Raw genomic sequence first — 18,268 nt, forward strand, 5'->3', positions numbered from 1 at the left:
CCCGCTCCTTTCGGCTCCTGTTCCGCCCGCCATGATACCGCAGCGGGCCCGATGCATGCGAGGCGAGCCGGATCGGGCCCGCGCAAAACGATAAAGGCCCCCGGCGCGATGCCGAGGGCCATACAGCAAGCTATCGAGTTTGGCTTAGAGCTTAATCTCGATGTCGACGCCGGCGGGCAGGTCGAGACGCATCAGCGAGTCGACGGTACCGCTGGTGGGATCGAGGATGTCGATGAGGCGCTTGTGGGTGCGCATCTCGAACTGCTCGCGGGAGTCCTTATCCACGTGCGGGGAGCGGATGACCGTGTAGAGGTTGCGCTCGGTGGGCAGGGGGATGGGGCCGGACACGCGGGCACCGGTCTTCTGAGCGGTGTCGACGATGAGCTTAGCGGACTGGTCCACGACCTCGTGATCATAGCCCTTGAGGCGAATCCTGATCTTCTGGCTAGACAACGTTACCTCCAAATGGCGTGCGAGGGCTTCCTCGCAATCAAACTAGTGTACGTGCGAGGGGCCTTAGGCGTTGCCGCCGGCCTTGGCCACGACCTCGTCCGTGATGGACTTCGGCGCGGGCTCGTAGGAATCGAACTGCATGGTGTAGGACGCGCGGCCCTGGGTCTGGGAGCGGAGGTCGGTCGCGTAACCGAACATCTCGCCCAGAGGCACCTTGGCGCGAATGACCTTGGCACCGGAACGATCGTCCATGCCCTCGATCTTGCCGCGACGGCCGGACAGGTTGCCCATGACGTCGCCCATGTACTGCTCGGGGGTCTCGACCTCGACGGCCATGACCGGCTCGAGCAGGATCGGGTCGGACTTCTTGAGGGCGTCCTTGATCGCCATGGAGCCGGCGATCTTGAAGGCGGCCTCGGAGGAGTCGACCTCGTGGTAGGAACCGTCGAACAGGGTCACCTTGACGTCGACCACCGGGTAGCCAGCGATGACACCGGTCTCGAGGGCCTCCTGGATACCCTTGTCGATGGAGGGGATGTAGTCCTTGGGCACGACGCCGCCGACGATGGCGTTGACGAACTCGTAGCCGAAGCCCTCTTCCATCTTCTCGAGCTTGATGACGGCGTGGCCGTACTGACCGCGACCACCGGACTGACGGACGAACTTGCCCTCAGCGCGGTCGACGTCGTGGCCGGGAGCCTCGCGGTAGGCGACCTGGGGCTTACCGACGTTGGCCTCGACCTTGAACTCGCGCAGCAGACGGTCGACGATGATCTCGAGGTGCAGCTCGCCCATGCCGGCGATGATGGTCTGGCCGGTCTCGTGGTCGGTGCGGACGGTGAAGGTCGGGTCCTCCTCGGCGAGCTTGGCGAGCGCGAGGCTCATCTTGTCCTGCTCGGCCTTGGTCTTGGGCTCGACGGCAACGTCGATAACGGGATCGGGGAACTCCATGGACTCGAGGACGATCTCGTGGCCCTCCTCGCACAGGGTGTCGCCGGTGGTGGTGTTCTTGAGGCCTACGGCGGCGAGGATGTCGCCGGCGAAGGCGCCGTCGACGTCGACACGGTCGTTCGCGTTCATCTCGAGGATGCGGCCGAAGCGCTCGCGCTGGCCGTTGGTGGCGTTGACCACGTAGGAGCCGGCGTCGATGTGACCGGAGTACACGCGGAAGAAGGTGAGCTTACCGACGTAGGGGTCGGTCATGATCTTGAACGCCAGAGCGGAGAACGGAGCGTCGAAGCTCGTCTCGCGGGTGTCGGCCTCGCCGGTGTCGGGGTCGGTACCCTCGACGGCCGGAATGTCGAGCGGGCTCGGCAGGTAGTCGACGACGGCGTCGAGCAGCTCCTGGACGCCCTTGTTCTTGTAAGCGGAACCCACGAGGACCGGGTTGAGGTCGTTGGCGAGAACGCCCTTGCGGATGGCGGCCTTGAGCATCTCGACGGGGATCTCCTCGTCCTCGAGGACCATCATCATGAGCTCGTCGTCGTACTCGGCGGCGGCGTCGAGCAGCTCGGCGCGCTTCTCGGCGGCGATCTCGGCGAACTCGGCCGGGATCTCGTCCATGGGCTCAGGGTAGGTCATGCCCTTGTCGTCGGCCTTGAAGTCCCAGGCGACCATGGTCACCAGGTCGATGATGCCCCAGAAGTTGTCCTCGGAGCCCATCGGGACCTGGATGGCGACCGCCTTGGCGTGCAGGCGCTCCTTCATGGTGTCGATCGCGTGCCAGAAGTCGGCGCCGATGCGGTCGAACTTGTTGATGAAGGCGATGCGCGGGACGTTGTAGGTGCGGGCCTGGCGCCACACGGTCTCGGACTGGGGCTGAACGCCGGCAACGGCGTCGAAGACGGCGACGGCGCCGTCGAGGACGCGCAGGGAGCGCTCGACCTCGGACGTGAAGTCCACGTGGCCCGGGGTGTCGATGATCTGAATACGGTAGGCGGGGCCGTTCTTCACGTCGCCGCCCTTGTGCCAGAAGCACGTGGTGGCAGCGGAGGTGATGGTTACGCCGCGCTCCTGCTCCTGGACCATCCAGTCCATGGTGGCAGCGCCGTCATGGACCTCACCGATCTTGTGGGTCTTGCCGGTGTAGTACAGGATGCGCTCGGTCGTCGTGGTCTTACCGGCATCGATGTGGGCCATGATGCCGATGTTACGGGTGTCGGACAGTTTGTACTTAGGCTTAGCCATGTGTATCTATCCTTCCTCGGTTTACCAACGGTAGTGAGAGAATGCGCGGTTGGCCTCGGCCATCTTGAAGACATCCTCGCGACGCTTCACGGAAGCGCCGACGCCGTTGGAGGCGTCGAGAATCTCGTTGGCCAGACGCTCGGCCATGGTCTTCTCCTTGCGGGCGCGGGCGAAGTTGACGATCCAGCGGATGGCCAGCTGGGTGGCACGACGGGAGTTGACCTCCATGGGCACCTGGTAGGTGGCGCCACCGACGCGCTTGGGCTTGACCTCGAGGGTCGGGCGGACGTTGTCCATGGCCTTCTTGAAGACGGCCAGGGCGTCCTGCTCGGACTTGGCGGCGACCATGTCGAAGGCGCTGTAGACGATGCGCTCAGCGGTGGCCTTCTTGCCGTCCAGCAGGATCTTGTTGATGAGCTGGGTCACCAGGCGGTTGTTGTACACGGAATCCGGCTGGATCTCGCGATGAAGATTCTTAGTCTTGCGACGAGGCATAGGTATTTCTCCTCTGGTATTGAAGCGACGCGATGCCTGTTCGGCGAATATTCGTGACGTCGCGGAAACGGTTCGTTACAGATCTGCTTACTTCTGCTTCGGACGCTTGGCGCCGTAGCGGGAGCGAGCCTTCATGCGGTTGTTCACCGGAGCGCAGTCGTAGGCGCCACGGATGATCTTGTAGCGAACACCAGGGAGGTCGCGCACGCGGCCGCCGCGGACGAGCACGATGGAGTGCTCCTGCAGGTTGTGGCCCTCACCGGGGATGTAAGCGGTGACCTCGATGCCGTTGACCAGGCGAACACGGGCAACCTTGCGCAGAGCCGAGTTCGGCTTCTTGGGGGACGTGGTGAACACGCGGGTGCACACGCCGCGCTTCTGCGAGTTGTGCTGCAGAGCGGCGTTCTTGGACTTGGCCGGCTTGGACTGGCGGCCCTGACGAACCAGCTGGTTAATAGTAGGCAAAGCGTACTCCTTCTCGAAATGATTCCAGCTTTCTATAATGTGCAACGGCTTGAATCGAGGCGTCAGCATCCACCTTCGAAACACGCAGTTCGCAATTGTACGCCCGCTTGCAGCGCTGTCAACACACCACGCCGCCGGGCGTATCCTATTTTGGCCCCCTTTCCGCCAAATCTCCACATCGAGTTCTCTATAATGGTCGGCGCATGTATCTTCCAGTCATAAGGAGAAGCCCCATGAGGATCGCCATCCCCGTCGAGACCGATCAGGGACTCGACGCACCCCGCTCCGGCCACTTCGGCCATGCCGCCTACTTCACCATCGCGACGGTCGAGGACGGCGCCGTCACGAGCGTCGAATCCGTCAAGAACGTCGAGCACGACGAGTGCGGCTGCGGCGGCGTGATCCAGCACGCGCTCGACCAGAACATCGACGCCATCATTGCCACCGGCATGGGCATGCCTCCCTACAGCCGCTTCACCGCGGGCGGCGTGGCCGTCTACGCCGAGCGCGAGACGCCGATCGCGGGCGACGTGCTCAAGAAGTTCCTCGCGGGCGACGTGGAGCCCATGGACCCGAACGCGGCCTGCAGGCACTGAGGAAGCGCACGTCGAAGCGGCACCGTTTTTTGCAACCCCCGCCATGCCACCGTAGATGCGGTAGCGTGGCGGGGGTTCTTCATGAATACGTGTCAGGCCATAGGGACACGGGTGCTCGTGCAAGAGCATACGACCAAGGGGTGTCCCCAGTATGCAAACATGCAAATTCAAGGTACGTCCCCGATTTGCAAAAGTGCAAATCGGGGACGTACCTTGAATTTGCATTCACTCGAATAGGGGCGGGCACCGAGTGCTCGCCCCTTGCTGAGTGAATGCTTGGTGGCTAGTCGAGGTTGACGGTGGTTCCGGCGGTACCGGGGATGATGAGAGTTCCATCGGGGCCCGGGATCGGGGAAACGCTCGGGGCCTCCTGCTCTTTTTGAATCAGGATATTGATCGGATCATTGGGGTCGAACGGCTTGAACGCATCGGGGTCGATGCCGGTGCCGCCGCCCGCGACGCCTGCGAGCTCGTCGTCATTCAGCTGGGCGTCCATCAGCTTATCGTCTGCCATGTTTGAAGCTCCCTTCAGGCGGAATTACCTTCGCAGCGCCCGTGCCCTGCAAAGCCAGCATATCCACTTGAAGGGTCGGCGCCGACGACAAAGGAACGAATCGGCGGTATCCAGCATGAATGACATCCGGCAGGCAGATGGGACACCCCCTCCCCCATGGCGACGGCTTCGCGCATGCCCCTACCTACGCAAAAGGCCCGCTCTCCCCTGTGGGGGAAAGCGGGCCGAACGGGTTCAGGCGGAAACCTTAGTCCTCCTGCTCCTCAGGATGATGGTCGTCGTTGTCGACAAGCTGGTTCAGCAGCTCGTCGAGCGAGGCCATGTCCTCGTTGATGATGCCGGAGGAACCTTCCTTCTTGGAGCTGTCCTCAGCGGGAGCGCCGATCATCTCCTCATCGGAGTCGAAGTGATGGCGCGGGGCGCTCGTGCCGAGCAGGATGTCGTCGGGGCCGTCCGGGCTGAACACCATCTGCAGCAGCTGGGACAGATCCTCCTCGTCCGCCACGTCGTCGGTGTTGTCGAGGATGTACAGGAGGTTGTGGGCCTCCAGGCCGTCGCGCAGCTCCTCGATCGCCTTGGCGCCGATGCCGTCGATGCGCAGCAGGTCCTCCTCGGACTTGCCGACCAGGTCGCCGACCGTCTCGATGCCGACCTCGCTGAACTTGTTGGTCCAGCGCTGCGACACGCCCAAGTCGTCGAACAGGTAGAGGCGCGCGTCCTCGGCGGAGATGGTGCGGCCGTTGCGGGTGAACGAGCCGTCGCCGGTGCCGTACTCGTCGTAGCCGGTCCAGTCGAGCTGCTGCGGCAGCTGCTCATCGAGCTCCTTGAGCTCGGAGGGAGCCCAGTCGGGCAGGCTCTTGGACGCAGGCGACGTCGGGCCGTCGATGTTGACGTAGCCGTCGGCGGTGCGGTAGGTCAGCGTCGCGTTGGCGTACGGCTTGAGGCCGGTGCCGGCGGGGATCTTCTTGCCCACGATGACGTTGGACTTGAGGTCGAGCAGGTGGTCGACCTTGCCCTCGATGGCGGCCTCGGTCAGAACGCCCGCGGTGCGGATGAACGACGCGGAGGACAGCCAGGAGTCGATGGAGGACGCGACCTTGAGCGTACCCAGGATGACGGGCTCGGCCGCCGGCGGGGTGCCGCCGCGACGCGCCACGCGATCGACCTCGTCGGCGAACTCGTAGCGGTCGACGTACTGACCCAGCAGGTAGCGGGAGTCACCGGGGTTGGTGATCTGGACGCGGCGCAGCATCTGGCGCGCGATGACCTCGATGTGCTTGTCGTTCAGGTCGACGCCCTGGCTCGTGTAGACGTCCTTCACGCTCTCGACGAACGTGTGCATGGTGGACTCGATGTCGGTGAGCTTGCGCAGGTTGCGGAAGTTCACGAAGCCCTTGGTGATCTGGTCGCCGGCGCGGATCTCGGCGCCGTCCTCGATACCGGGCATGAAGCGCACCGACGCGGGCACGCGGCGCTCGTCGAGGATGCGGGTCGGATCGTCGGCGTCGAGGATCTGGATGATGTACTCGGCCTTCTCGGGCTTGATCGAGAGCACGCCGGAGTACGGGGCCAGATCGGCCTCGCGGCCCAGGATCTTCTCGTTGACGTTGCCGACGACGTCGAACATGCGGCCGACGGTCGGCAGACCCTGCGTAATGTCCTCGACGCCCGCGACGCCGCCGGAGTGAATGGTACGCATCGTCAGCTGCGTACCGGGCTCGCCGATGGACTGGGCGGCGATGATGCCGACCGCAGTGCCGATGGCGACCGGACGACGCGTGGAGAGGTCCCAGCCGTAGCACTTCTGGCACACGCCGTACTTGGAGCGGCAGGTCAAAAGCGCGCGGAGCTTAACCTTCTTCATGCCGTGGTCGATCATCTTCTGGAGATCGGCCACGCTCTCGATGTACTCGTCGGTGTGGAACAGCGTCTCGCCGTCCGGCGCCACGACGTCCTCGATGAAGCAGCGGCCCACGAGGTCGGCGTTGATGTCGTCGGTGCCCGGGATGATCAGGTTGTAGGTGACGCCCTCGGTCGTGCCGCAGTCCTCCTCGCGGACGATGACGTCCTGCGCCACGTCGACGAGACGACGGGTGAGGTAACCGGAGTCGGACGTGTGCGACGCGGTGTCGACCAGGCCCTTACGGGCGCCGTAGGTGGAGATGAAGTACTCGAGCGGCAGCAGGCCCTCGCGGAAGTTCGCCTTAATGGGAAGGTCGATGGTCTCGCCGGACATGTCGGCCATGAGGCCGCGCATGCCGCCGAGCTGACGCAGCTGGGCCTTCGAGCCACGGGCACCGGAGTCGGCCATCATGTAGATGGGGTTCTCCTCATCGAACATGTCGAGCATCTTGGCCGCGACGGTGTCGGTGGCAGCCGTCCACTCGTTGACGACCTCGATGTGGCGCTCCTGCTCGTTGATGAAGCCTTCCTCGAAGTACTCGTTGATCTGGTCGACGCGCTTCTGGGCGACGTCGAGGATCTGGGGCTTGTCCTCGGGGATGAGGGCGTCCCACAGCGAGATGGTCAGGCCGGCGCGGGTCGCGAAGTGGAAGCCGGCGTACTTGATGGCGTCCAGGATCGGACCGACCTCGGCCTGCGGATAGCGGTCGCAGCAGTCGGCCACGAGCTTGGACACGTCGCCCTTGGCCATCTTGTAGTTGATGAACTCGTAGTCGGCCGGCAGGCACTGCTGGTTGAAGATGATGCGGCCGATGGAGGTCTCGAAGCGCGCGGTCTTGGAACCGGTCACGTCGTAGTCCACGGCGTCGCCGCGGCCGTTCATGACGCGGAAGAGCTTGCGGCCGTCCTCGGTGAAGACGTTGGCCTGCTCGGAGCTCACGCGCACCATGATCTTGGCCTGCAGGTCGACCTCGGTGCGGGCGTCATAGGCGTTGAGCGCGTCGTCGAAGCTCGCGAACACGTGGCCCTCGCCGGACAGGCCGTCGCGGACCTGGGTGAGGTAGTACACACCGATGATCATATCCTGGGACGGGACGTTGACGGGCTTGCCGGACGCCGGGGAGCGCAGGTTGTTGGCAGACAGCATCAGCACGCGGGCCTCGGCCTGCGCCTGCTGGGACAGCGGCACGTGCACCGACATCTGGTCGCCGTCGAAGTCCGCGTTGAACGGGGAGCAGACGAGCGGATGCAGGTGGATGGCCTTGCCCTCGACGAGCACGGGCTCGAAGGCCTGGATGGACAGACGGTGCAGCGTCGGGGCGCGGTTGAGCAGTACCAGACGGCCGTCGATGACCTCTTCGAGGATGTCCCACACGAAGCTGGCGGAGCGGTCGATCGCGCGCTTTGCGCCCTTGATGTTCTCGACCTTGCCGAGCTCCACGAGGCGCTTCATGACGAACGGCTTGAACAGCTCGAGCGCCATGGTCTTGGGCAGACCGCACTGGTGCAGCTTCAGCTTGGGGTCGGTGACGATGACGGAACGGCCGGAGTAGTCGACGCGCTTGCCGAGCAGGTTCTGGCGGAAGCGGCCCTGCTTGCCCTTGAGGGCCTCGGCGAGCGACTTCAGCGGACGGCCGCCGCGACCGGACACCGGGCGCCCACGGCGACCGTTGTCGAACAGGGCGTCCACGGCCTCCTGCAGCATGCGCTTCTCGTTGTTCACGATGATCGCGGGCGCGTCGAGGTCGAGCAGGCGCTTCAGGCGGTTGTTGCGGTTGATGACGCGACGGTACAGGTCGTTCAGGTCGGACGCGGCGAAGCGGCCGCCGTCGAGCTGGACCATCGGGCGCAGATCGGGCGGGATGACCGGGATGACGTCCAGGATCATGTTCGCCGGGTCGTTGCCGCCCTTGAGGAAGGCATCGACGACCTCGAGGCGCTTGACGGCCTTCTCGCGCTTCTGCTTCTGGCCGTCCTCGTCGGCGATGATGGCCTTGAGGCGCTCGGCCTCCTTCGGCAGATCGATGGCGGACAGCAGGTCGCGGATGGCCTCGGCGCCCATGCCGCCCTCGAAGTACATGGAGTAGTAGCGCTTCATCTCGCGGAACAGCGGCTCATCGGAGATCAGGTCGCGCTCGGTCAGCTGCATGAACGCCTGGAAGGCGTCGGAGCGCAGCTGCTTCTCGTCTTTGGTCTCCTCCTCGATGTCGACGATGCCGGCGGCGATCTCCTCGGGCGTCAGCGGCTCCTCGTCGGAGAACTCGTCGAAGTTCTCGGGGTCGCCCTGGGCCTTCAGGCTCTCGATCTGGCGGGCGCACTCGGCGTCGATCTCCTCGAGGTCGGCGGCGAGCTCCTCGCGCAGGTCCTCGGCATCGGCCTCGCGGGCCTCATAGTCGACGTGCGTGATGATATAGCTGGCGAAGTAGAGCACCTTCTCCAGGTCCTTGGACTTGATGTCCAGAAGACGGCTCATGGGGAAGCTCGTGGGGCTCTTGAAGTACCAGATGTGGGAGACGGGAGCAGCGAGCTCGATGTGACCCATGCGCTCGCGGCGAACCTTGGCGCTCGTCACCTCGACGCCGCAGCGCTCGCAGACGATGCCCTTGAAGCGGATGCCCTTGTACTTGCCGCAGGAGCACTCCCAGTCCTTGGCGGGACCGAAGATCTTCTCGCAGAACAGGCCGTCCTTCTCGGGCTTGAGGGTACGGTAGTTGATGGTCTCGGGCTTCTTGACCTCGCCGTGCGACCACGAGCGGATCTGGTCGGCGGAAGCGAGCGAGATCTTTACCGCATCAAAATCAGTGGATTCGAAATCTGCCACAGTCACTTACTCCTTATCGGTCGTGGAGGCGGCGAAGGCATCGAGCAGGGCGTCGACAGCGTCAACGGACGTGTCGACCTCGTCGATGGAGGGAAGATCGGTCAAAGCGTCGGCGTCGGCAGCGGCCTCGGTCGCCTTGGGCTCGGCCTCGTACACGTTGGTGTGCATCGGCTCGATGTCGAGCGCCAGCGAGCGGATCTCCTTGACCAGGACCTTGAACGACTCGGGGATGCCGGCAGACGGGACGTTCTCGCCCTTGACGATGGACTCGTAGGTCTTGACGCGGCCCACGGTGTCGTCGGACTTGACGGTGAGGATCTCCTGCAGCACGTTGGACGCGCCGTACGCGTACAAGGCCCACACCTCCATCTCGCCGAAGCGCTGGCCGCCGAACTGCGCCTTGCCGCCCAGCGGCTGCTGGGTCACGAGGCTGTAGGGGCCCGTCGAGCGCGCGTGGATCTTGTCGTCGACCATGTGGCCGAGCTTCAGGATGTAGGAGATGCCCACGGTGATCGGCTCGCGGAACTCCTCGCCGGAACGGCCGTCGTACAGCACGGTCTTGCCGCGCTCGTCGAGCTGCGTCACGAACTCGGGGCGCATGTGCTCGCCGTAGCGCTCGCGGGCGAGGTTGACCATGTTCTTGTTGGCGCGGCGGATGACCTCGGCGATCTCGTCCTCGGACGCGCCGTCGAAGACGGGCGTGGCCGTGAAGAACGGGCCGGGCACATAGGTGTCGGAATCGGCCGAATCCGGATCCCAGCCGCAGGCGGCCGCCCAGCCGAGGTGACACTCGAGCAGCTGGCCGACGTTCATACGGGAGGGGACGCCCAGCGGGTTCAAGATGACGTCGACCGGGGTGCCGTCGGCCATGTAGGGCATGTCCTCGACGGGCAGGACCTCGCAGATGACGCCCTTGTTGCCGTGGCGGCCGGCGATCTTGTCGCCCTGCTGGATCTTGCGGCGCTGCGCGACGTAGACGCGCACCTGCTCGTTGACGCCGGGGGCCAAATCGTCGCCGGCCTCGCGGCTGAAGCGGACGACGTCGATGACGCGGCCGTAGGAGCCGTGCGGCATCTTGAGGGAGGTGTCGCGGACGTCGTGGGCCTTCGCACCGAAGATGGCGCGCAGCAGGCGCTCCTCGGCGGTCAGAGCGCTCTCGCCCTTGGGCGTGACCTTGCCGACCAGGATGTCGCCCGGGCCGACCTCGGCGCCGATGCGGATGATGCCGTCCTCGTCGAGGTTCGCGAGCATGTCCTCGGACAGGTTCGGGATCTCGCGGGTGATCTCCTCGGGGCCGAGCTTGGTGTCGCGGGCGTCGATCTCGTGGCGGGAGATGTTGATGGAGGTCAGCAGGTCCTCGGAGACCAGGCGCTCGGAGACGACGATACCGTCCTCGTAGTTGAAGCCCTCCCACGGCATGTAGGCCACGAGCAGGTTCTGGCCGAGCGCGAGCTCGCCGTGATCGGTCGAGGGGCCGTCGGCCAGCGGCTGGCCCTCGACGACCTCGTCGCCCACGCGCACGAGCGGACGGTGGTTGATGCAGGTGGACTGGTTGGAGCGCTGGTACTTGGGCAGGTGGTACTCCTCCAGGCCCTCGGCGGACTTCACCGTGATCTTGGAGGCGTCGGCGAACACGACCTCGCCGGCGTGCTTGGCCAGCGTGACCTCGCCGGAGTCGATCGCGGCGCGGCGCTCCATGCCGGTGCCGACGTACGGGGCGATCGGGTGCAGCAGGGGCACGGCCTGGCGCTGCATGTTCGCGCCCATGAGGGTACGCTTGGCGTCGTCGTGCTCGAGGAACGGGATGAGGGTGGCTGCGACGGACAGCATCTGGCGCGGGGAGACGTCCATGTAGTCGATGTCGTCCACCGGCACGTCAGCCGGCGCGCCGAAGGAGCCGTCGAAGTCGCGCGTACGGGCGACGACGGAGTGCGGACGGACCACGTTGCCCTCGGCGTCGGTCGACACGAACTCGCGGGTGACCGGGTCGATCGGGGTGTTGGCCGGCGCGATGATGTGGTTCTCTTCCTCGTCGGCGGTCATCCAGTCGATCTGGTCGGTGACGCGGCCGTTCTCGACGCGACGGTACGGGGCCTCGATGAAGCCGTACTCGTTCACGCGGGCGTACAGCGCCAGCGAGCCGATCAGGCCGATGTTGGGGCCTTCGGGCGTCTCGATGGGGCACATGCGGGAGTAGTGGGAGTTGTGGACGTCGCGCACGGCGGTGGGCACGTTCGTGCGGCGGCTGGAGCCCGACTTGTGGCCGGCGAGGCCGCCGGGGCCGAGGGCGGACAGGCGGCGCTTGTGGGTAAGACCGGTCAGCGGGTTCGCCTGGTCCATGAACTGGGACAGCTGCGAGGAGCCGAAGAACTCCTTGATGGCCGCCACGATCGGGCGGATGTTGATGAGCGACTGCGGGGTGATCTCGTCGATGTCCTGGGAGCTCATGCGCTCGCGGACGACGCGCTCCATGCGGCTCATGCCGATGCGGAACTGGTTGGCCACCAGCTCGCCCACCGTGCGGATGCGGCGGTTGCCGAAGTGGTCGATGTCGTCGGTCTTGAAGCCGTTCTCGCCCGCGGCGAGCGCCAGCAGGTAGCGAAGGGTGGCGACGATGTCCTCGTCGGTGAGGATGGCGACCTCTTCGGAGGTGGTGAGGCCGAGCTTCTTGTTGACCTTGTAGCGACCCACGCGCGCCAGGTCGTAGCGCTGCGGGTTGAACAGCAGGCCTTCGAGCAGGCTGCGGGAGGCGTCGACCGTGGGCGGCTCGCCCGGACGCAGACGGCGGTAGATCTCGATGAGAGCGTCCTCGCGGGTCAGCGCGGTGTCGCGCTCGATGGTGCGCTTCACCACGTCGGAGTCGCCGAGCAGCTCGATGATCTCGTCGTTGGTGGGGGCGATGCCGAGGGCGCGCAGGAACATGGTCGCGGACTGCTTGCGCTTGCGGTCGATGGAGACCACGAGCTGGTCGCGCTTGTCGACCTCGAACTCAAGCCACGCGCCGCGCGCGGGGATGATCTGCGCCTTGTAGACCTGCTTGCCGCCGTCCATCTCGGAGGAGTAGTACACGCCGGGAGAACGCACGAGCTGGGAGACGACGATGCGCTCCGTGCCGTTGATGATGAAGGTGCCCTGGTCGGTCATCATGGGGAAGTCGCCCATGAACACGAGCTGCTCCTTGATCTCGCCGGTCTCCTTGTTGGTGAGACGGACGTCGGTCAGAAGCGGGGCCTGGTAGGTCATGTCCTTTTCGCGGCACTCCTCGACGGTGTGCGCGGGGTCGCCGAACTGGTGCTCGCCGAACGTCACCTCCAGAACGTGATTCTGGCTCTGGATGGGGCTGGATTCCTTGAACGCCTCTCGAAGGCCCTCGCCCATGAAGCGCTCGAAGGACTGCTTCTGAACGGAGATGAGGTTGGGCAGCTCCATCGCCTCGGGAATTTTCCCAAAATTGACGCGGGTGCGCTCTGTTGCCGTTACGGCCTGTGTAGACTTCTGCACCAGGTGTTTCCTCCTTCGCGGGAAAAACGGGTGGTCGGCATCCGTCCGTGCATGCACGAAGACTTCTGCCAGTTATCGCAACCTATTAGTTTAGCAGGTGCCTTCCGTTCGGCAAGAAAAGTCTTGACTTACGGAAGTTTTTGGACTAGCTATTTTTTTCGTTCTCAAAGCCGCTGGTAAACCTCGTTATCACGAACATATGTTCATGAGTTTTCCGTGAACCGCCGCCCGATCTCTCGGATGCCGAGGGCACAGGGCCCCGTCCTAAAAAGTTCCGGCCCGAAGGGACAAGCTGGTGGGTATAAGCCGCACAAAGAGGCGCGAGGAAGGCGGCACCGATGTTCAGCCCATTCAAAGATGCCCACGGACGGCCGAAGACGCTTGCCGAGGTGACCTACGCGGATCTCGACCAGCTGCGCGAGCTCGAGGAGGGCTACGCGCTCGAGTTCAAGCGGAGCCTCTCCCCCACCGTGCTGAAGAAGCTGCCCAAGATCATCGCCTCGTTCGCCAACTCCGCAGGCGGCTGGCTCGTCATCGGCATCGCCGACGACGACAAGAGCACGTGCCCCTTGCCGCGCCTCTCGGCGGACTACAGCCAGATCATCGGTGAATCCTGCCGCCGGCACATCACGCCCGCGCCGCGCATCGACGTGCGCTTCGTGACCGACCCCGTCGCACCCGACGAGGGCGTCGTCATCGTGCAGGTGCTCGAAGGCGACTTCCCGCCGTATGTGGCCGACGGCGTCGTGGACGTGCGCGAGGGCTCGACCTCGGGGCCCGCGGCGAGCTCGGCGCTCGTCGAGCTGTACGGCAAGGCGACGCGAAGGCGCCTGGAGGTCCGGGAGTTCTGCCGCCGCACGGTGTTCTACACGGCAGAGGACATGCCGCTGTTCAACCTGTACGTGTTCCGCATGGGAAGCCGGGCCGCAGACGCCCCGTCGCGCGACGAGCTCAACGAGCACGCCGCCTGCATGCGGACCGCCTTCAAGCGGCAGGGGCTCGCCTGCCGCGTCCACCACGCGCACGACTCCCTCATCTTCAGCGTCCCCACGCGCGACGATCCGCGCACCCCGCACTCGGCCATCGAGCTGTTCGGCGACGAGTCCATCAAGCTCTCGGTGCCGGCGGTGCTGGTCGGAGGCGACGAGTACGAGCACGCGCTCGCGCGGCTCAACCTCACGCGCCACGAGCGGGCGGGAGGGCAGGCGCCCCTGCGCATCATGAGCGCGAGCGACACCCTCGCCCGCGTGACCCGCATGGCGTCGATCCTCGACCGCTACGTCCGCGCGCGCGGACTCGCCTGGCAGCAGTTCGCCGTGGCCTACGAGCTCGAGAACCTCGCCGGCGTGGTGCTGTGGAGCGAAGAGCCGCTCTACCTCGAGTACGTCGACGAGCGCGGGCCGCTGTACTGCGCCACCACCGACTGCCTGTCGCGCGTGCGCTACCTCGACGACGGGGCGCACAACTCGTTTAGGGCTCGACAGTTCGCCGGCAGCCATTTCTTCGAGGCCTGCGGCCTGCCCCTCGGCTCGCCCGACGCGCGGGACAACCAGCTCGTCGACGCCCTCTTGCGCAGTTAGGGAAACGCCGATCAATTGCTTTCGCGGCGCCCGCCACGGGGCCGACCGGCGCGGAGTGAATTGATCGGTGCTTCCCAAAAGGACGGGGTCCGGCGCTTCCCGAGAAGCACCAGACCCCGTCCCCTCAAGCACCAGCCCGAAATATCGGTTGGCGGAAGGCTGTTTACGCCTCCTGCTTGTAGAAGCTCTTGAAGGCGCCGAAGATGACCGCGGCGAGGGCGGCGCCCACGAGCGGCGCGAAGATGAACACCCAGACCTGATCGAGCGCCACGGTGTTGCCCTCGAAGGCCATGACGAGCGCAGGACCGAAGCTGCGCGCCGGGTTGACGGACGTGCCGGTCAGAGGAATGCCCATGATGTGCACGAACGCGAGCGTAAGGCCGATCACCAGGCCGGCGAAATGCCCGGTCTTGCCGTCGGCGGTCACGCCGAGGATGGTGAGCACGAACACCATCGTGAGGATGACCTCGACGAGGACGGCGCCGAACATCGAGATGCCGGTCGAGGAGGCCTCGCCGTAGCCGTTGCAGCCAAGGCCGGTCGCGGCGACGCCGCCGAGGTCGGCGCAGTTGTTGATCACGAGCATGAGCACGAGCGCGGCGACGATCGCGCCGATGAACTGGGCGATCCAATAGCCGAACAGGTCCTTCAGGGAGATGCGCTTGTCAACGAACAGGCCGAAGGTCACCGCAGGGTTGATATGGCAGCCGGACACGTTGCCGATGGCGAACGCCATGGCGACGATCGACAGGCCGAACGCGAACGCGATGCCGAGGTTGCCGAGCACCGAGCCGGCGACCGCCGCGCTGCCGCAGCCGAAGAACGTGAGCACGAAGGTGCCGAGCGCCTCGGCGCCATACTTCTTGATCGAATTGCTATCCACTGGAAACCCTCCTTCAGATGCGCCGCCCCCTGCGGCGCAAACGTGCGGTAGTTAACCAGCGGCGAAGGTTTCAGACAAGGCTTTTCGGCCCTCTTCAAGGAGATGTTGAAGGCAGGGACCTGCAGACGGGCCCGCTTCGCGCAGAAAAAGACCCGACGGCCATCGCCGCCGGGTCCATACCGATCGAATGCTTGCCGCCGCGTTAGCGCTTGAGGCCGCCGCGCTCGTCGATGGCCTCCCAGAAGGCGTCGCGGAACCGCGGGTCCTCGGCGGCCATCAGGGCGTTCGTGGCCATCCAGCCGCTCGGCGTGCCGGTGTCGTAGCCGGACAGCGGGTCGATGACCACGGCGTACATGGCCTCGCGCTCGAGGCTGCGCGCCATGGCGTCGGTGAGCTGGATCTCGCCGCCCTTGCCCGGCTCCTGGTCGCCCAGAAGGTCCATGACCAGGGGGCTCAGCAGGTAGCGGCCCACGATGTAGAGGTTGGAGGGGGCGTCCTCGGGAGCGGGCTTCTCCACCAGGCCGGAGACGCGCCACACGGCGCCGGGCTCGTCGTCGGCCGGTTCGCCGCTGCCCGGGACCGTGCCCACGCGCTCGCCGGCGATCACGCCGTAGCGGCTGACCTCCTCGGGCGAGCAGGGGGCGACGGCGATCACGGAGGCGCCGGCGTGGGCCTGCGAAACGGCCATCATCTTGGTGCAGATATCGCGCGAGGGCACGACGTAGTCGCCCAGCAGCACCAGGAAGCTCTCGCCGGCGACGGCGTCGGCGGCGGAGCGGATGGCGTGACCGAGGCCGCGCGGCTCGTACTGATAGCGGAAGTCGACCGGCATGTTGCCGGCAGCGGCGACGGCGTCGGCGTAGGCCGCCTTGCCGCGCTCGCGCAGCAGGCCCTCGAGCGAGCGATCGGGCTGGAAGTAGCTCAGCAGCTCGGGCTTGCCCGGCGACGTGACGATGATGACGTCATCGACCTCCTCGGGAGCAAGCGCCTCCTCGACCACGTACTGTATGACCGGCTTGTCGAGCACCGGCAGCATCTCTTTGGGGGTGCACTTGGTCGAGGGCAGGAAGCGGGTGCCTAGACCAGCGGCAGGTATGATGGCCTTCATCTCAGAAATCTATTCCTTTCGCAAACGCGCATGCAAAGCAAGCGCATCTAAATAACAAGCGCATATCTCTGCGCTCGGGATACCTATTGAGCCAGCGTACCCCAAAGCGGCCGCTTATGGGGCAGAAGGGCGAAAATTGCGCCGGAAAAGCGCAGATATAAAGCGTCCGTTACGTCCATTTCCATACCAGTGTAAACGAATGTAAAGCCCCCCTTACAGCATCTGATGGAACGAGGCGGCCATCGTCGCCATGGAGACGCGCCAGGCGCTCCCCTGCGGGTCGAGATTCCTCGAGCCGTCCTCCATGGTCTTGCCGCTCATGATGCCGCGATCGACGATCCAGCCCATGGCGGGACGCGCCCACTCCGACACGTTCTCCCAGCCGGGGATGGATGCCGCCTCATCGAGGTCGCTCGAGACGTCGAGGCCGGCAATCCGGGAAGCGTAGTTGCACAGCATGACGGCGAGCTGCTCGCGCGTCACCGGCCTATCCGGACCAAACGTCGTGTACGCGCCGCTCTCGTCCCTATAGCCGTTGATGACGCCCGTGGCGCGCGCCCACGCGATGGCAGGAGCGTAGTACTCGCCTTCGTCCACGTCATCGAACGGGTCGGCCGCAACCGTCGGTTCACCCGCCATGCGGTGCAGGATCACCGCGACCTGCCCGCGCGTGATGGAGTCGTAGGTGCCGAACAGGTCCGAATCGGTGTATCCGGACATCAGCCCGTGGTCGACGGCGTACTCGAACAGGCCGCCCTGGGTGTACCACTCGCCCTCGTGGATGTCTGAGAACCCGTAGTAGCCCTGATCCGGCTCGGGGTCCGGCTCAGGCTCGGGCTCGGGCTCGACGTAGCGCGTGATGCCGTACATGAACCCGCGGGAAAGCTCGCCGAACGAGATGACGCGCCCCCAGTGGATGGATGCGTTGTAGTTGCCCTCGGCGACAACGACGCCCCCGTCACGCACCTCGAGCACCACGACCGTGTGCGTGTCGTAGTTGACGCGCAGGATGTCCCCGACACGCACCTGGGAGAGGTCCTCGTACGTCGTGCCGGGATTGGACCCGAAAGCCGCGTCGCTCAGGATGAGTGCGAACGCGTGGCAGCCATAGCCCGCCTGGTAGAGTGCCGGGCTGAGATAGTAGTCGTCATTCGTCCATCGCATGCCCTCCGGGTACTGGGCGCGCAGCGCGACGATGCGCTCGTAGGCCTCCTGCTCGCTGACGGAGGCGCCCTGCGCCGCATATGCCGGCTGGGCCCCGATCGCGAGCGCTGCGGGCATGCCCATCACCAGCGCAAGCGCCGCCATGAGCGCCACCGCGAAGCGCCGCGCGCGTCCGGAGATTTCCGACAGTCGTTGCATCCCGATCACCCTGTCCCCTTGGCAATAGAACTTCAGACTCGAATCGTCTCGACTATCGCACAGCCGCGGGACGCCCGACGCGGCCCTTAGGCGAGCGAGGGCCATGGTCCGGCAACCGTCAAGAAGCCGCCGGGGCGCTGCCGGGGCGCGAGGACAGACCCGGAAAGGCGACGATGGACAGCTTGCGCGCCCGCAGGCACTCCCCCGCAGGCGCGCAGCCGCCCCTCACCACCCCCGAAAAGGGATGTATACGAGTTTGTCATTGTTTTTTGGTGCCATCTCGCCACATGCACCGCACCCGTTTGCATTTCCGCAGGATTCAACTGGGGAAATGCTGAGGGGTGCAGCGCATGTTGGGAAAGGGCACTCAAAAACAATGACGAACTCAACCTATGACCCTT

At 65.3% G+C, this 18,268-nt stretch carries 12 protein-coding genes; 2 read left to right on the forward strand and 10 right to left on the reverse strand.

Annotation, left to right across the window (positions count from 1 at the left end; genetic code table 11):
• Positions 1-144: 144 nt before the first annotated feature.
• The 4 genes from rpsJ to rpsL form a co-directional block, all read right to left on the reverse strand.
• Complete coding sequence (gene rpsJ / locus B5F74_RS10025; RefSeq protein ID WP_022386569.1) at positions 145-453, reverse strand: 30S ribosomal protein S10; 309 nt, start codon at positions 451-453, stop codon at positions 145-147.
• A gap of 63 nt (positions 454-516) precedes the next feature.
• The gene (gene fusA / locus B5F74_RS10030) at positions 517-2,640 is read right to left on the reverse strand and encodes an elongation factor G (protein ID WP_087202120.1); all 2,124 of its coding nucleotides are present in this window, start codon (positions 2,638-2,640) and stop codon (positions 517-519) included.
• 21 nt (positions 2,641-2,661) lie between these two features.
• Entirely contained in the window at positions 2,662-3,135 is a 474-nt protein-coding gene (rpsG, locus tag B5F74_RS10035) for a 30S ribosomal protein S7 (RefSeq protein ID WP_066829368.1), read from the reverse strand.
• Between the two features lie 87 nt (positions 3,136-3,222).
• Positions 3,223-3,600 carry a 30S ribosomal protein S12 gene (gene rpsL / locus B5F74_RS10040; protein WP_066829371.1) on the reverse strand — a complete coding sequence of 126 codons (378 nt, stop codon included), beginning with the start codon at positions 3,598-3,600 and terminating at the stop codon, positions 3,223-3,225.
• 233 nt (positions 3,601-3,833) lie between these two features.
• Here rpsL and B5F74_RS10045 point away from each other — a divergent pair, with 233 nt between their 5' ends.
• The gene (locus B5F74_RS10045) at positions 3,834-4,196 is read left to right on the forward strand and encodes a NifB/NifX family molybdenum-iron cluster-binding protein (protein ID WP_158095752.1); all 363 of its coding nucleotides are present in this window, start codon (positions 3,834-3,836) and stop codon (positions 4,194-4,196) included.
• Positions 4,197-4,479: 283 nt separating this feature from the next.
• Here B5F74_RS10045 and B5F74_RS10050 read toward each other — a convergent pair whose 3' ends face one another.
• The 3 genes from B5F74_RS10050 to B5F74_RS10060 all read right to left on the reverse strand — a co-directional run bounded on the left by B5F74_RS10050 (position 4,480) and on the right by B5F74_RS10060 (position 12,934).
• Positions 4,480-4,710: a hypothetical protein gene (locus B5F74_RS10050; RefSeq protein ID WP_087202124.1), complete on the reverse strand. Its 231-nt coding sequence runs from the start codon at positions 4,708-4,710 to the stop codon at positions 4,480-4,482.
• Between the two features lie 247 nt (positions 4,711-4,957).
• Entirely contained in the window at positions 4,958-9,433 is a 4,476-nt protein-coding gene (locus B5F74_RS10055) for a DNA-directed RNA polymerase subunit beta' (RefSeq protein ID WP_204212544.1), read from the reverse strand.
• Positions 9,434-9,439: 6 nt separating this feature from the next.
• A complete protein-coding gene (locus B5F74_RS10060; RefSeq protein ID WP_204212546.1) occupies positions 9,440-12,934 on the reverse strand; it encodes a DNA-directed RNA polymerase subunit beta in 3,495 nt (1,164 codons plus the stop codon).
• A 338-nt stretch (positions 12,935-13,272) separates the two neighbouring features.
• On the opposite strand from B5F74_RS10060, the gene B5F74_RS10065 reads away from it, so the two are divergent.
• The gene (locus tag B5F74_RS10065) at positions 13,273-14,514 is read left to right on the forward strand and encodes an ATP-binding protein (RefSeq protein WP_087202128.1); all 1,242 of its coding nucleotides are present in this window, start codon (positions 13,273-13,275) and stop codon (positions 14,512-14,514) included.
• Positions 14,515-14,677: 163 nt separating this feature from the next.
• Here B5F74_RS10065 and B5F74_RS10070 read toward each other — a convergent pair whose 3' ends face one another.
• From B5F74_RS10070 to B5F74_RS10080, 3 genes are all read right to left on the reverse strand, one after another.
• The gene (locus B5F74_RS10070; RefSeq protein WP_087202130.1) at positions 14,678-15,397 is read right to left on the reverse strand and encodes an MIP family channel protein; all 720 of its coding nucleotides are present in this window, start codon (positions 15,395-15,397) and stop codon (positions 14,678-14,680) included.
• Positions 15,398-15,599: 202 nt separating this feature from the next.
• On the reverse strand, positions 15,600-16,505 hold the full coding sequence (locus B5F74_RS10075; protein WP_087202132.1) for a UTP--glucose-1-phosphate uridylyltransferase: 906 nt from the start codon (positions 16,503-16,505) through the stop codon (positions 15,600-15,602).
• 213 nt (positions 16,506-16,718) lie between these two features.
• Complete coding sequence (locus tag B5F74_RS10080; protein ID WP_158095753.1) at positions 16,719-17,867, reverse strand: S-layer homology domain-containing protein; 1,149 nt, start codon at positions 17,865-17,867, stop codon at positions 16,719-16,721.
• Positions 17,868-18,268: the final 401 nt, after the last annotated feature.

The organism is Collinsella sp. An271 (assembly GCF_002159695.1).
Lineage (GTDB): Bacteria > Actinomycetota > Coriobacteriia > Coriobacteriales > Coriobacteriaceae > Collinsella > Collinsella ihumii.